Below are 15,352 nucleotides of genomic sequence, written 5' to 3'. Positions count from 1 at the left end.
GGCAACAAGGGAGGCATGCCTTGCCAGAAACCAAGCGATCGATTTTGCAGCGCGCAGGGACCTTTGCGCGATTTGTCCGTCAACAGCGTGCAAAGCTGCCGCAACTGAAGGCCGAAGCCCGCGATCCCGACCCCGGTGCGCCCTATCTGCTGACCGGCGGCGAGAAGGACTGGACCGCCACCGGATTTCGGGTTCGGCGCGGCGAGCGCTTCAAGCTGGTCGCAGGCGGCCACCATTGGCTGGCGAAGGGCCTTGGCCTGATGTTCGAGCCGGACGCCACGCTATTCGTGCGGATCGACGGTGGGCCCGTACGCCGGATCGGGGATAGCGAATGGATCTTCGAAGCCTGGGACGATGGCGAACTTGAGCTGCTATCCAAGGGACTGTCCGAATTCGCCAACGAGAATGGCGCGCTCATTCCGGCAAAGAGGCCGGCGATGAAGCCGGGGATCAGCGTACGGATCGAACGTAGCGATGCACCTGCCAGCGGCAATGGAGCGCCCGAAGGCTGGAACTATCTGTGGCGGATCGGCCAGGCGCAGATCTTCACCGGAAGCAGGGATGACGTCGAGGTAAAGTTGGGCGGCGACGTGGGTATCCTGCAATTTCCCGTCGAGCAGCCTCTGACACCGGAGAGCTCGCTCGAATGGGACTGGCTGATCGAAAGCCTGCCTTCACGCCTGCCCGAAGATCTCGCCTTCACCCATGATTACATCAGCATTGCGGTCGAGTTCGAGAATGGCCGCGATCTCACCTATATGTGGAGCGCGGGCCTGCCCGAAGGGCATGTGTTCCGCTGCCCGCTTGGCTGGTGGTGCGATTGGGAGACGCATTGGGTGCTCCGCAGCGGCGAGACCGGTCTGGGCGATTGGCACAGCGAGAAGCGCATGATCGCTGCCGATTATCGTGAAGCGCTGGGGGAACCGCTGCCGGAACGGATCGTGCGCGTGTGGTTGATCGCCAACAGCGTGTTCCAGCGCAACGAGGCCAGGGCGCGCTTCAGGAACTTCCGCATCGAATGACACTGAGAGCACAGGGGCGATGTGCGAGGAGTAGGGGCAGCGCGATCAGTCCAATCGCCGCATGGTGGCTCTACCACCGATCGCCAGAGCCAAGCTGGGAAGCCAGATCCAGCGCAACTCCGAAAGCAGTGTCTCAAACCCCCTTGCAGAGAAAAATCCACTGCCAATGGGTGAGACACGGATCGGCGTGACCGGAGCGAAATAGCGCGCGTCGCCAAAGGGCCAGAGCAAGGCAATGCCAAGACCGCCGTCGGTGAATGCATCCAGCAAGCCATGCGAGGCTGCGGCGAAAAAGAGGAACAGGAATACGCCGGTGGCGCGCGCCGGTCGCCAGAATGCGGCAATGACAGCCGCTGCCAGCAGTGCGACGACCAGAGAATGCGTCGCGCCGCGATGTCCCCAAGTGTCGGCATATTGAATGCCAATCCGGAATCCGATCACGTCGGCGTCAGGCAACATTGCCAGCACCACTCCCATCATGGCCACATGGCGCGAGATGCGTTGCGGCCCCGCCGCGACGGCAATTGCGAGGGGAACCGCTGCGTGAGTGACGACTGTTGGCATATCAGTCCAATCGGCGCCCGATCGTCACGACGTCCTGCACTTTATATCCGATGGCCCGGTAGAAGCCCTGCGCCTGATCGTTGTCGCCGCGCACCATGAGCTGGATCTTCGGCGCGCCGCGCTGCCTGAGCCAGTCTTCAGCGGCCTGCATCAACTCGCGGCCAATACCTTTGCCTCGATGCGCCGGATCGCTGGCGAGATAATAGACCCAGCCGCGATGACCATCGAATCCGACCATCACGCTGCCGGTGATTGTATCCCCGCAGCGCGCGATCAGGATCGTCGAACTTTCACCCGCCAAAGCCAGGTCGAAGTCTGAAACGGGGTCGTTCCAGGGCCGCGTCAGCCCGGCAGAGCGCCACAGCGCAATCACCGCCTCGCGGTCAAGCGGGGCAGCGACTGCGATCCCTACTCCCACTCGATCGTGCCCGGAGGCTTGGACGTGTAGTCATAGACGACGCGGTTAATGCCCTGCACTTCGTTGACGATGCGCGTGGCGCACCCGGTCAGAAATGCCGCATCGAAGGGATAGACGTCCGCTGTCATGCCATCGGTGCTGGTCACGGCGCGAAGGCCGCACACGCTGTCATAGGTGCGGCCGTCACCCATCACGCCCACCGTCTTGACCGGCAGCAGCACGGCGAAGGCCTGCCAGATCGCATCGTAAAGCCCGGCCTTGCGTATTTCCTCGAGATAGATCGCATCGGCCTTGCGCAGGATGTCGCAACGCTCCTTCGTGACTTCGCCGGGGATGCGGATGGCGAGACCTGGCCCTGGGAAGGGATGGCGGCCAACGAAGATTTCGGGCAGGCCCAACTCGCGGCCCAGCGCGCGCACCTCGTCCTTGAACAACTCGCGCAGCGGCTCGACCAACTGCATGTTCATGCGTTCGGGCAAGCCGCCGACATTGTGGTGGCTCTTGATCGTTACCGATGGCCCGCCGGTAAAGCTGACGCTTTCAATGACATCGGGATAGAGTGTGCCCTGCGCCAGGAAATCGGCCCCACCGATCTTCTTCGCCTCTGCCTCGAACAGATCGATGAAGGCGCCGCCGATGAATTTGCGCTTCTTCTCCGGATCGGTCTCACCGGCAAGGCCGCCCAGGAACATGTCCTCTGCATCCACATGGACGAGCGGGATATTGTAGTGGTCGCGGAACAGCGTGACGACCTGCTCCGCCTCGTTCAGGCGCATCAATCCGTGATCGACGAAAACGCAGGTCAGCTGGTCGCCGATCGCCTCATGGATCAGCACCGCGGCGACGGCGGAATCGACCCCGCCCGAAAGCCCGCAAATGACCTTGCCGTCACCCACCTGCGCGCGGATCTCCTCGATCTTGGTCTTGCGGAATTCGGCCATAGTCCAGTCGCCCGCCAAGCCGCAGACATGACGCACGAAATTGGCGATCAGCTTGCCGCCATCGGGCGTGTGGACCACTTCGGGGTGGAACTGGGTGCCGTAATATTTGCGCGCTTCATCGGCGATCACTGCGAAGGGTGCGCCGTCGCTGGTGGCGACGATTTCAAAGCCGGGGGCGAACCTTGTCACCTTGTCGCCATGGCTCATCCAGACCTGATGGCGATCACCGACCTGCCACAGCCCGTCGAACAGGGCGCATTCCTTTGTGACAGTGAGATAGGCGCGGCCGAACTCGCCGCCTTCCCCGGTTTCGTGACCCGGGCGAACCTCGCCGCCGAGCTGGTGGCTCATCACCTGCTGGCCATAGCAAATGCCCAGGATCGGCAGTCCGCTGTCGAACAGGATCTGCGGGGCGCGCGGGCTGCCTTCCTCAGGCACACCGGCGGGCGATCCTGAGAGGATGATGCCCTTGGGCTTCAGCCTGTGAAACGCCTCTTCAGCGAGGCTGAACGGCGCGATCTCGGAATAGACACCTGCCTCGCGCACGCGGCGCGCGATCAGCTGGGTCACCTGGCTGCCGAAATCGACGATAAGGATGGAATCGGGGAGATGCGATGGGTCCATGGCCGCGCGTTAATGATCGCGCACGTGGCTTGCAAGGATTCTGCTTGGCCTTTGCGCAGCTCCTTCCCCTCGCAATGCAATCCGGCAATCCAGCAACGCACCGGCCTCCGCCTTGAGTTGCAAATTGCGCAACAAAGCTCCGCATTTTCTCATTTGAATTAAGAGCAATCGAACAATACCTGCAGGTCATCACCCGAACCCGGGGACACCTCTCCTTCCCCGCCGGGCGATACGGGCAGGCCGTCTGCTTCCAGGCAGCAGCTTTCCCGGCCTCTCTTGCCGATGCCGATTCAATTCGGCGGTGTTCGAGTGGCGACGCGATCGCCCGAACATTTCCCCCTCGGCAAGCTGCACAGGCAGCGAGAGAGACGCAGCCGCCGGTATAGTCCTCCCCCCCAACCCCATGGCGGCTGCGTCTCAATCGCAAAATTGGCCGAAATCCGCGTCAGCTCAGGGAATCGTATTCAAGCGAGAAAACGCGATTTACGTCCTTGTTGATGATCTTCGGATCCGCAACGAACCATTGGCCGCCATCGATCCCGACCCGGACGGCGAAGCAATAGGTATAGTGATTCTCGTCGTTATTGAGGTCTTCAAGCACGATTTCATTCGCGGCACCCCCGGCGCTCACAGTGATCTGGCCGCCGTTAATCGGCGGATTGTCGGTGTGGTTCGGTTTGGCATTGCCTTCGAGAATCCAGATGTTGTCGCTCGGCGTTGGAGCAAATTGGGCCTCGTAGAGGTTTCCCCCGATTTCGACTTGCGGGGATAGCCAGCGGAAAAGCACCGATACAGAATCCGACAGGCCGGCGCCTTGATTGAGGTCGATTGTGCCATCACTGAACACCAGGATCTGGTTAGTCGGCGAGATCTGCTGGAAGATGAAATTTCCGACGTAATATCCCAGTCCCTGGATCCAGTGCAGGTCATATCCCATCACATTGACTTCGACTTGCGTTGTCATTTTCGGTCCCCTTTTTGCACAAATTATCAGGCAGTTGGAAGGTGATCGTCGATCACGGGATCGACTTCGCGTTTTGCCAGTTCGCTGCGCAACTGGCGGGCGAGCGCAGTCTGGCCCAGGCGCTCGGCAGCAGCCGCGCGCAAGGCCAGCGAATTGATATTGATCCCCACTGCGTGGTCCTCGACCGCAATCGCACGCGCATAGGCCTGCGCGGCCGCAGCGCGATCGCCCTCCCGCTCGTATCCGATCGCGTCGACGACATGCGCAGCGACAATGGGCCAGACATGGCCGCTATCGGACTGGTCGAGTTTGCCGAGCCAGCGCTTCGCCCGTTCATGCATGCTTGCAGCTGAGATGCCGGACTGGTCGGTCAAAGCACGCAAGAGCTCGTTTACGGCGGGCTTTTCTATGTTCCACACCCGGTTCTTGGGGTCGCGCTTTCTCAGCTCGGCAATTACGGCGGCAGCCTGGTCGAAGTCGTCGGAGGCCGCCTCACGGTTCCCCTCGCGCCAGTTGAGCATCGCACGGTCGGTAAAGGCCGGCACCGCCATTTCCATTGTCCAGGTGTGTTCGGGATCATGCTCGAGCAGCCGGTCAGCCGATGCCACGGCCGCATTGAACATCCGGCGCGCCCGGCGGCGATCGCCGGTCAATCCCAGCAACCAGCCCATTCGCGCCTCGGCGAACATGGCAACCCGCAAGGCATCATAGTTTTCGGGATCGGCCTTGAGCACCTCCAGATAGAGGTCGATTTCTTCCTGCCGCGTTCTTGCCGATCCCTTGAAATCACCGAGATATTGCTGCGTGGTCGCAACCCAGCTCAGCCCTTCTCCCAGCTCGACAAGCCGGGCGGGCGGTCGATTTTCCGCTTCCGCGACCTTGCGCACGATTTCGACGCTGCGCTGGAACAATGGCAACGAATCGTCGAACCGGCCTTCGTCATTCGCAAGCGTGCCAAGATTGCTCAGGGCGTAGGATTCTTCCATCTGCCAATCCAGATTGGCACGGTCCATCGCCGCCAACCTGGTCGAGATATCGGCATATTCACCAAGTGCGCGCTTGGCTTCATCCATCTGGCCTCGCTGCCAGGTTATGTAGCCGACCCAGTAAAGGCTCTGCCCATGATTGAACATTCGCTCCGGGTCGTTCGGGCGGCGGGTCAGCAATTCGCCGGTTGTGCGCGCGGCTTCGCGGAAGGCAGGGAGCGCCTTGTCGTTATAGCCGCGCAGGTTCTGGACTTCGCCCACCAGTTGCACGGCCTTGGCGCGGCGGCCAAGCTCATCAGGCGTGAGACTGTCCAGCTTCTGCCTGGCGTAATAGTCCAGCGCCTTTGCCCCGACCCCATCCAGCAGGTCGAGCCTGCCGACCGGTTCGAGCTGATCGCGCAGATCGGTGAGCATATATTCGACCAGGCCATTGGCTTCGGCCCGCTCCGCGCGCGCCGCGTCGCGTTGCTGAACCGCAAAGACGGCGAGCGCAATCGCAACCACCATGCCGACGAATGAAAGCCCGGCCACAAGTGCCATGCGCCGATGGCGGCGCTGCGCTTCACGATCGACCAGCGCGTCCAGCCCCACACCCGCCAGGCCCGCAGCAATCTTGAGCAGGCCCAGCTTGCGCCCATCCCCCTCAGGGCGCAGATCCGCGGCAACCGGCTCCGCTTCCTGACCGGTCGGCTCGCCATTGATGTATCTCACCCGCAGAGGCGGGGGCATGTTGTAGGGCGGTTCGCCGTCGACCACCGCTGCGAACACGCGGCTATCGCCATGTCGGCGCTTGTAGAAATCTATTTCACGGGCAATCCAGGGCGAAATCGCAGCCGATGGCGAGCACAGCACGATGAGGGCGGAACTGTTCGCAAGTGCGCTTTCGATCGCTTCCCCGAGATTTTCCGACGCGGGGAGCTCGTCTCGATCCTTGAAAATCGGGCGTAGTGCACCTGCGCCATTCGCTTCCGCCAAACCGGGGGGCAGCTTGTACCCCTCCAATTGACGGTGCAGCCATTCGGCCACCCCCTTGTCGCGGTGGCTATAGCTGAGAAAAGCCCTGTAGTGGCGTTGCTCCAAAACTGCCCCCAGTCATGCGACCCGGCGCGCGACTCGGTGGGATGTTTCATTTCCTGCAGGGGTTTATCAGCCCAGATAGAAACGAATGCAAATATTCGGATCGATCAGGCGGGCAAGCCGCGCCGTTCCGCTTCCGCACGCAATTCGGTCTTGAGCAATTTTCCGATGTGGCTGCGCGGCATTTCATCGATCGCATGGAGCTCGGCGAGGCGCTGCGTCTTGCCCAGCCGCGCATTAACAGCTTCGCGGATCGCGTCGGGCGTGCGCGCGGTGCCGGTGAGGGTGACAAAGCCCACCGGAGTTTCCCCCCAGCGCCTGGAAGGAACGCCGACGACGCCGGCCTCGACCACATCTTCCTCTTTCAGGAGTTCGGCTTCGAGGTCGGAAGGATAGATGTTGAACCCGCCCGAGATGATCATGTCCTTGGCCCGCCCGACCAGCTCGACGAAGCCTTCTGCATCGACCCGCCCGATGTCGCCCATCCGCTGCCACACCTCGCCGCTCTCGGGATCGGTCCAATAGCCTTCGCGTGTCTTGTCAGGCTGGTTCTTGTAGCCGCTCATCATGGTCATTGACCGGCCGACGAGATTTCCGGGCGTGCCGGCAGGCACTTCGCGATCTTCGTCATCCAGCACCTTGAGCTCGCTGCCCGGAGCAGGTCGCCCGACGGTATGCAGCTTGTCAGGGAATTTGTGCGCCTCAAGCAGGCAGACCACCCCGCCTTCGGTCATGGAATAGATCTCTGCCAGTCCGCCTGGCATACGCCGCAACACCTGCGCCTTGAGTTCGGCGGAAAATGGAGCGGAGGTACAATATTTGAGCGCCAGCGCCGAAAGGTCGAAATCGTCAAAGGTCGGGTGATCCATCAGCCGCTGATATTGCACCGGCACAAGCATGGTCACGTTGACGCGACGATCTTGCGCAAGAGTGAGCCAGCGCTCGCAATCGAATTTGCCCATGATGGTTACGGTGCCGCCCGCAAGAAGCACCGGCAGAAATGCGACCATGGTGGTGTTGGAATAGAGCGGCGTCGAAGTCAGCGAACGTGGCTCCAAACCGGCCTCGAGAAAGGAAACCGCCGTCGATGCGAACTGGCGCCAGCGCATCAGGTGCGAATGGACAATGCCCTTGGGGGTGCCGGTTGTTCCGCTCGAGTAGATGATGTTGAACGGATCACCGGGAGCAGGTTCGAACGCGGGTGCATGCGTGCCAGCGGGCGCCATCCAGCCGTCCAGTTCCTCCAGTGCGATACTATCCATCTCGGCCAGGAAGTCAGCACCCAGTTCGGCGCGCTTGGCTGCATCGATGAACAGATGCCGCGCGCCAGAGTCCCGCGTCATCCCTTCCAGCTGTTCGCGGCTGGCACTGGTGGTGAGCGGCGCCGCCACACCGCCAGCGCGCACCGCAGCGAGAAAGACCAGCGCGTAATTGATGCAGGAAGTACCCAGGATCGCGACCGACTGCCCCGGTTCGAGCCCGGTCTCGACCAGCCGCGCCGCCGACCGTTCGACCCGGTCATGCATTTCGCCCCAGGTGATTTCACCGTGATCGTCGCGCAGCGCCACCTTGTCTGGCTGGATTGCCGCCCAGCGCGCAAGAATGCTCGAAAAATCGCCAGAATCGGTGCTCAGAAATTGCTTGGCCGCATCAGTTTTCATGCACGCATAACTAGGCAGGGCACAGGGCCGTGTCGAGGCCAGGCCAAAGCGGTGGAAAAGCAGCGCCGAATGCCTCGAATTGCTTGGGTTTGGGAGCTGCAATTCCTATATGATGGGCATGAGCGACAACACTCCGAACACCTCTGGTGAAACGCCCGAAGACGGCGCATCAAACGGCAAGCAAATGGGCGAATATGGCGCCGATTCGATCAAGGTTCTCAAGGGCCTCGATGCGGTGCGCAAGCGCCCCGGCATGTATATCGGCGATACCGATGACGGATCGGGCCTGCACCACATGGTGTTCGAGGTTTCGGACAATGCCATCGACGAAGCGCTGGCCGGGCATTGCGACCTGGTGCTGATCGAACTCAACCCAGACGGTTCGGTATCGGTCGAAGACAACGGCCGCGGCATTCCGGTGGGCATGCACAAGGAAGAGGGCGTTTCGGCGGCTGAAGTCATCATGACCCAGCTCCATGCCGGCGGGAAGTTCGAAAACACCAGCGACGACAATGCCTACAAGGTTTCGGGCGGGCTGCACGGCGTCGGCGTTTCGGTCGTCAACGCGCTGAGCGAATGGCTTGAACTGGCCATCTGGCGCGACGGCAAGGAGCACTGGATGCGCTTCGAGCATGGCGATGCCGTCGCTCCGCTCGAAGTCCGTGGTGATGCCCCGCCGGTTGACAGCAATGGCGACGACAATGGCCTCAAGAAAGGCACGCGCGTTACCTTCAAGGCTTCGACCGACACATTCAAGAACATCACGGAATTCGATTTCGAGAAGCTGGAGCATCGCTATCGCGAGCTGGCCTTCCTCAATTCGGGTGTGCGCATCCTGCTGCGCGACAAGCGCCACGAAGACATCCAGGAACACGATCTGTTCTACGAAGGCGGGATCGGCGCCTTCGTGAAATGGCTCGATCGCAACAAGCAGCCCCTGATTGGCGAACCGATCGCGGTTTCGGCCGAGAAGGATGGCATCGGGATCGATGTCGCGCTGCAATGGAACGACAGCTATTACGAAAACGTCCTGACCTTCACCAACAATATCCCGCAACGCGATGGCGGCACGCACCTTGCGGCCTTCCGTGCCGCGCTGACGCGCACGCTCAACAATTACGCGTCCAATTCGGGCATGTTGAAGAAGGAGAAGGTGAGCCTTTCGGGCGAGGACATGCGTGAGGGGCTGACAGCGATCGTCAGCGTCAAGCTGCCCGATCCCAAGTTCTCCTCGCAAACCAAGGACAAGCTGGTCAGCTCCGAAGTGCGCCAGCCGCTCGAAAGCCTGATGGGCGAGAAGATGACCGAATGGCTGGAGGAAAACCCGGCCGACGCCAAGTCGATCATCCAGAAGATCATCGATGCGGCCGCTGCACGCGAAGCCGCGCGCAAGGCCCGCGAAATGAGCCGCAAGGGCGCGATGAGCGTCGCTTCGCTACCGGGCAAGCTGGCCGATTGCCAGGAACGCGACGCAACCAAGGCGGAACTGTTCCTGGTCGAGGGCGACTCCGCTGGCGGCTCTGCGAAACAGGGCCGCGACCGCAAGACGCAGGCGATCCTGCCGCTCAAGGGCAAGATCCTCAATGTCGAGCGCGCCCGGTTCGACCGGATCATCGGATCGAAGGAGGTCGGCACGCTGATCCAGGCCATGGGCACCGGCATTCGCGACGAGTTCAATCTCGAAAAGCTGCGCTATCACAAGATCGTGATCATGACCGACGCTGACGTCGACGGCGCGCATATCCGCACCCTGCTGCTCACCTTCTTCCACCGCCAGATGCCCGACATCGTCAAGGCAGGCCATCTCTTCATTGCCCAGCCGCCGCTTTACAAGGTCAGCAAAGGGCGCAGCGAGGTCTATCTGAAAGACGATGCCGCGCTCGACCGCTATCTGGTCGATGCCGGATTGCAGGGCCGCATGCTGGAAACGGCCGGCGGTGCACGGTCGGACAATGATCTGCGCGAGCTCGTCAATCACGCGTTGCGGTTCCGCAGCCTGCTCGGCTTCGTGCCGCGCCGCTACAATTCCGCGATCATCGAGCAGATGGCGCTATCGGGCGCGCTCGACCCTTCACTTGACCGCGCGACACGCGAACAGGCGCTGCAATTCGCGGCGCAGCGTATGGGCCTGGGCGATCCCGAGGCCAAATGGGCCGCGGAGATGCTCGAGGACGGCACGGTTCGGTTCAAGCGACTGTGGCGCGGTGTCACGGACGTCCACGAAATCGAGGGCCGCTTCCTCACCAGCACCGAAGCGCACAAGCTCCATGGTCTGGCCGGCTCTCATGCCGAAACCTACATTCAGCCAGCGCATCTGGTGAAGACCACTGCCGTGGACACGGAAGCAGTGCCGGAAGACGATGCCGAAGCAGATGAAGCTCCCGCTATTGCCAGCGGCGACGGGATCACGCGACCGACCGAACTGCTCGACGCCGTGCTCGCGGCAGGCCGCAAGGGCCTTTCGATCCAGCGCTACAAGGGGCTGGGCGAGATGAATGCCGAGCAATTGTGGGAGACCACGCTGGACCCGGAAAACCGAGCGCTGCTGCAGGTCAAGGTCGAGGACGCGGACGTGACCGACGAGATCTTCACCCGCCTGATGGGCGATGTGGTGGAACCGCGCCGCGAATTCATTCAGGACAATGCATTGAACGTTGCTAACCTTGATGTCTGATTCTCGCCATCAAGAGCCGCAAGGGGCTTTGAACGTTGCGAATCTCGACGTTTGACGCGCGCCATATGCGGATGAGCGGCGAGGCCTGACTGACAGACAACTGGCGCACAATCACAAGGGAGGGCAGGCATGCAGGAAGACAGTAAGGGCGGCGCCATCAACACGGGCGGCTTCTACCTCTTCCTCGCTGCAATCACCTGCGCCATGGCCTATGTCGTGTGGCCGTTTGCAGCACCATTGCTGTGGGCGACGCTGGCGGCCATCATGTTCCAGCCGCTCTACCAATGGCTGCTGGCACGGCTGGGCAACAGCCCCAACCGCGCGGCCATTGCATCACTGTTTGTCATCACAGTCGCGGTTCTGGTTCCGGGCTTCATCCTGGGCGGGCTGATCGTCGATGAAGCGGCTAAGCTGGTGATCGCATTCCAGCGGGGCGATATCGATCTCGTTTCCCTGTTCAACCAGATCATCGCGGCCCTGCCGATGCGGGTTCAGGAATGGCTGGACCAGTCCGGCTGGAACGATCTGTCGGAACTGGAAGAGCGGGCGCAGCAATTCATCAGCGAAAGCGCCGGACTGCTGGCGAAGCAGGCGGTTGCCATTGGCGGCGGCGTGTTCGGCTATGTGCTGTCCTTCGGTGTCGGCCTCTACGTCACCTATTTCCTGCTGCGCGACGGACGCAACATCGCGATCATGCTGATGCAGGATTTGCCGCTCGAAACCACGATTGCGCAGCGGCTGGGTGACCGCTTTCTCGGCATCGTGCGCGCCACGATCAAGGGTTCGGTAGTGGTCGGCATCGTCCAGGGCATGTTGGGCGCGCTCACCTTCTGGATCGTCGGGATTCCATCGGTCGCCCTGTTCGGCCTGGTGATGGCGATCTTCTCGCTGCTTCCGGCGATCGGAACCGGCTTCGTCTGGGTGCCCGCGGCGATATGGCTGCTTGCGACAGGCCAGATTTGGCAGGGTCTGTTCGTGATATTTTCGGGCGTCGTCATCATCGGCATGGCTGACAATGTGCTGCGCCCGATCCTGGTCGGACGCGAAACCGGCATTCCCGACTGGATCATCCTGGTCACGACATTGGGTGGAATCGCCACGCTGGGGCTTTCCGGCGTGGTGCTGGGCCCACTGGTTGCAGGCCTGTTCCTGGCCGGATGGTCGATCATCCAGGAACAGCGCGACCCCGCCCCCGAATGATCCGCCCGGTCGCCCGTGGTTCGAAGGCGGAGCAACTTGGCCGCCTGTTCCTGGCTGCCGTGGTGATTGCATTCCTGCCAAGCCTGCCGCTGGGCAATTACCTGATCTATCCGCTCACCATCCTCATCACCTGGTTCCACGAGATGGGCCACGGGCTGACTGCGCTTCTGATCGGGCAGGATTTCCAGCGGCTGGTCATCCTTCCCAGCGGATCCGGTTTTGCCGAAACCACCTCGAGCGGCACCATGAGCAATGTCTCGCGTGCAGTGATCGCAGCCGGAGGACCGCTCGGCCCGACATTCGTCGGCTCACTGCTGATCCTGGCGAGCAGCCGCCACCGCCTCTGGCGCCCCGCATTGTATTCGCTCGCCGGGTTGATCGCGCTCTCGACGCTGATCTGGGTGCGCAGCACTGTTGGGCTGCTCACGCTGCCGCTGGTCGGCGCCGTGCTGGCCTATATTGGCTACAAGGGGCGGGCCTGGCTGCAAAGATTCGCGCTGCAATTCCTGGGTGTCCTGGCGGCGCTCAGCATGTTGCGGGACCTGAGCTATCTGTTTTCATATAGCGCGGTCATTGGAGGACAGCCGATGCTGTCCGACACCGGCGCCATGCAGGAAGCGCTGCTACTGCCCTATTGGCTCTGGGCCATCGTGATCGTTGCTCTATCGGGAATGATGATCGGCTGGAGCCTGAAGCTGGCGCTGGATTCGCCCGATGGCAGAGGCGGCTGGCGGCGGTGACCGCCAATCCATCCCCTTGAAGGGAAAGACTGTCCCATCTTGAGTTTGACACAATCCCGCGCCATTTGATGTGCGATGAAACGCCTGATCCCGATTGCAGCGCTTGCCCTTTCCGGTTGCGCCACCGTTCCTTCCACTTCTGCTCCCGGCCCGGTTACCTTGCGAGTGATCGGCCTGAACGATTTCCATGGCAATCTTGAGCCGATCCGTCGCCCGATCGGATTGCGAGAAGCCAATGGAGATCAGGCACAGGTCTACACCGCAGGCGCAGCCTATCTTGCCAGTGCGGTCAAGGAAGCGCGCGCGCAGAACGCCAACTCGCTGGTCATTGCAGCCGGTGATCTGATCGGGGCAAGTCCACTCGCCTCATCCTATTTCCTCGACGAGCCGTCGATCGGTGCGATGAACCGGCTGGGGCTTGATTTCAACGCGGTTGGCAATCACGAGTTCGATCGCGGCTGGAAGGAATTGCAGCGCATGCAGCACGGTGGCTGCGAACAATATACGTTGCGCGAACCATGCCAGGTCGAGGATCCCTTTCCCGGCGCCAGCTTCCCGTTTCTCGCTGCAAACGTCGTCAAGCGCGACGGCAGCACGCTGTTCCCCGCCTATGGCATCCGCACTTTCGGTGAAGGCGCGGGCGAAATCACCGTGGGTGTGATTGGTCTGACGCTGGAGGAAACGCCCACGCTGGTGACACCCAGCGGGGTCGAGGACGTGACCTTCACCGATGAAGCGCAAAGCATCAACCGCGCGGTCGACGCGCTGGAAGCCAAGGGTGCGGACGCCATCATCGTCGCGATCCACCAGGGACTCTACACAGAGGTCGGCTATAACGACAAAAGCTGCGGGGGCGTATCAGGCCCCTTGATCGATATCCTTAAGCAGGTCGATCCGCGCGTGAACCTGGTCATCTCCGGCCACACGCACCGCACCTATGTCTGCGACTTCAGCACGATCGATCCGGAGCGGCATTTCATGGTCACCAGTGCGGGCTATGGCGGCTCGTTCTTCACCGACATCGCGCTCGAAATTGACCCCGCAACCGGCAAAGCCCGCGTCGCGAGCGCCAACAACCGCGTCGTGCAAAGCACGGGAACTGATCGCGATGGCAATCTGGCGGCCCCCGATCCCAAATATCGCCAGTATCAGCCGGATCCCGAAGTTGCAGCCTATGTCGCGCGCTATGTCGCCGCGTCACGCGCTGCCTCCAATCGCCCGGTCGGCAAGGTCAGCGGCGACGGACGTTTTCGCGGGCCGGCGACGGAGGAAACACCGCTCGGCAATGCCATCGCCGATGCGCAGCTCTTCGCCACGCGAGAAGCAGGCGCACAGATCGCCTTCATGAACAATTCGGGCATTCGCGCCGCGCTGCAGCCGGCTGCAGACGGCACGGTGACCTTCGGCGACATCTATACCGTCCAGCCTTTCGGCAATACGCTGGTCACGCGAACATATACAGGCGTGCAATTGCTGGCTCTGCTCGAGCAGCAATTCGATGACGATGGATTCGTCCAGACCTTCAGCCCGTCGCGCGGCTTTGCCTTGAGCTACGACATGCGGCGCCCTGCGGGACAGAGGGTGGTGAGCGCCACGCTCGATGGGGCACCGATCGATCCGCAGGCAAGCTATCGCGTTACCATGAACAGCTTCCTCGCAGCTGGTGGAGACAGCTTCACCATGTTCGAACGCGGTACCGACACGACTGTGGGGCCGGTCGACCTGGACGCATTTGAGCAGTGGCTCAGCGTGGATGGTGTGCGTGCGTTGCCGCCCGAAGGCAGGATCACGCGGATCGACAGCGACTGATCAGTTCGCAGCCTGAAGTTTCGAAACGCCCTTCGCGCCGCGGTCTTCACCCGACAGCCCATCGAACAGCGCATCGACGATCCGCGCCAGCTTGTCTTCGCTGAGGCGCTCGTCGAGCAGCGCAATCTGGTAAGGCAGGAGATAGCAATTGACCGACTGGTTGATCAGCGAGAGCGCCTCGTTGATTTCCAGCCCCTTCATGTGTCCTTCTGCCTGGGCCTCCGCGATCAATTCGCAAAGATAGTGGTCGGCCAGGTCGACATAACTGCGCGCATACTCGAAATAGCGTTCGCCCATCTCGACATAGAGCCGGAACGTGGCGGGATCCGTGCGGAAATTGCTCCGCATCAGCACGAAACGGCGAGCGAAGAATTCGTACATCTTGCGGCGCGGCGGCAGATCGCTCGCCATCACCTCATCCATGACCTTGAGCTTCGGCGCAAACCATTCGCCGGTCATGGCTTCACGCAAATCGCCATCTTCGGGAAAAATCTGTTCGACCCGTGCGCGCGACATCCCCAGCTCGGAAGCAAGCTTGCCTCTGCTGGTTTCCTCGCCGCTGCGCTCCATCAGCTCCATCGCCTTGCGCGCAAGGCGGCTACGCTCTTTGAGCAGTTCTTCTTCGCTCACGACACGGATTTCCCTCTGGACCTTGCTTCCGACCATGTAGGG

At 61.7% G+C, this 15,352-nt stretch carries 12 protein-coding genes; 5 read left to right on the top strand and 7 right to left on the bottom strand.

The annotated features are described in order from the left end of the window. Positions 1-20: 20 nt before the first annotated feature. Positions 21-1,022: a DUF3047 domain-containing protein gene (locus ACQY6C_RS02625; protein ID WP_427964287.1), complete on the top strand. Its 1,002-nt coding sequence runs from the start codon at positions 21-23 to the stop codon at positions 1,020-1,022. A 45-nt stretch (positions 1,023-1,067) separates the two neighbouring features. Here ACQY6C_RS02625 and ACQY6C_RS02620 read toward each other — a convergent pair whose 3' ends face one another. The 6 genes from ACQY6C_RS02620 to ACQY6C_RS02595 all read right to left on the bottom strand — a co-directional run bounded on the left by ACQY6C_RS02620 (position 1,068) and on the right by ACQY6C_RS02595 (position 8,257). Further along, positions 1,068-1,586, bottom strand: coding sequence for a metal-dependent hydrolase (locus tag ACQY6C_RS02620; protein WP_427964285.1), 519 nt, complete (start codon positions 1,584-1,586; stop codon positions 1,068-1,070). A 1-nt stretch (position 1,587) separates the two neighbouring features. Next, a complete protein-coding gene (locus tag ACQY6C_RS02615) occupies positions 1,588-2,004 on the bottom strand; it encodes a GNAT family acetyltransferase (protein WP_427964283.1) in 417 nt (138 codons plus the stop codon). Continuing rightward, positions 1,995-3,569 carry a glutamine-hydrolyzing GMP synthase gene (guaA, locus tag ACQY6C_RS02610; RefSeq protein WP_427964281.1) on the bottom strand — a complete coding sequence of 525 codons (1,575 nt, stop codon included), beginning with the start codon at positions 3,567-3,569 and terminating at the stop codon, positions 1,995-1,997. The genes ACQY6C_RS02615 and guaA overlap by 10 nt, the downstream gene beginning before the upstream one ends. A 445-nt stretch (positions 3,570-4,014) precedes the next feature. Continuing rightward, complete coding sequence (locus tag ACQY6C_RS02605) at positions 4,015-4,533, bottom strand: hypothetical protein (protein ID WP_427964280.1); 519 nt, start codon at positions 4,531-4,533, stop codon at positions 4,015-4,017. 26 nt (positions 4,534-4,559) lie between these two features. Continuing rightward, positions 4,560-6,599 (bottom strand): toll/interleukin-1 receptor domain-containing protein, encoded by a 2,040-nt coding sequence (locus ACQY6C_RS02600; RefSeq protein ID WP_427964278.1) that lies wholly within the window; start codon positions 6,597-6,599, stop codon positions 4,560-4,562. A gap of 104 nt (positions 6,600-6,703) precedes the next feature. Continuing rightward, positions 6,704-8,257, bottom strand: a complete 1,554-nt coding sequence (locus ACQY6C_RS02595; RefSeq protein WP_427964276.1) for an AMP-binding protein — start codon at positions 8,255-8,257, stop codon at positions 6,704-6,706. A gap of 118 nt (positions 8,258-8,375) precedes the next feature. On the opposite strand from ACQY6C_RS02595, the gene gyrB reads away from it, so the two are divergent. From gyrB to ACQY6C_RS02575, 4 genes are all read left to right on the top strand, one after another. Next, complete coding sequence (gyrB, locus tag ACQY6C_RS02590) at positions 8,376-10,931, top strand: DNA topoisomerase (ATP-hydrolyzing) subunit B (protein ID WP_427964274.1); 2,556 nt, start codon at positions 8,376-8,378, stop codon at positions 10,929-10,931. 129 nt (positions 10,932-11,060) lie between these two features. Next, entirely contained in the window at positions 11,061-12,131 is a 1,071-nt protein-coding gene (locus ACQY6C_RS02585) for an AI-2E family transporter (protein WP_427964273.1), read from the top strand. Further along, entirely contained in the window at positions 12,128-12,871 is a 744-nt protein-coding gene (locus ACQY6C_RS02580) for a M50 family metallopeptidase (RefSeq protein ID WP_427964271.1), read from the top strand. Before ACQY6C_RS02585 ends, ACQY6C_RS02580 begins: the two co-directional genes overlap by 4 nt. 75 nt (positions 12,872-12,946) lie before the next feature. Next, complete coding sequence (locus ACQY6C_RS02575; protein WP_427964269.1) at positions 12,947-14,680, top strand: bifunctional metallophosphatase/5'-nucleotidase; 1,734 nt, start codon at positions 12,947-12,949, stop codon at positions 14,678-14,680. Here ACQY6C_RS02575 and ACQY6C_RS02570 read toward each other — a convergent pair whose 3' ends face one another. Beyond that, positions 14,681-15,346 carry a hypothetical protein gene (locus tag ACQY6C_RS02570; protein WP_427964267.1) on the bottom strand — a complete coding sequence of 222 codons (666 nt, stop codon included), beginning with the start codon at positions 15,344-15,346 and terminating at the stop codon, positions 14,681-14,683. Positions 15,347-15,352: the final 6 nt, after the last annotated feature.

Source organism: Altererythrobacter sp. (genome assembly GCF_050299635.1).
GTDB lineage: Bacteria > Pseudomonadota > Alphaproteobacteria > Sphingomonadales > Sphingomonadaceae > Erythrobacter.
This window is presented reverse-complemented; position numbering and strand designations above follow the sequence as displayed.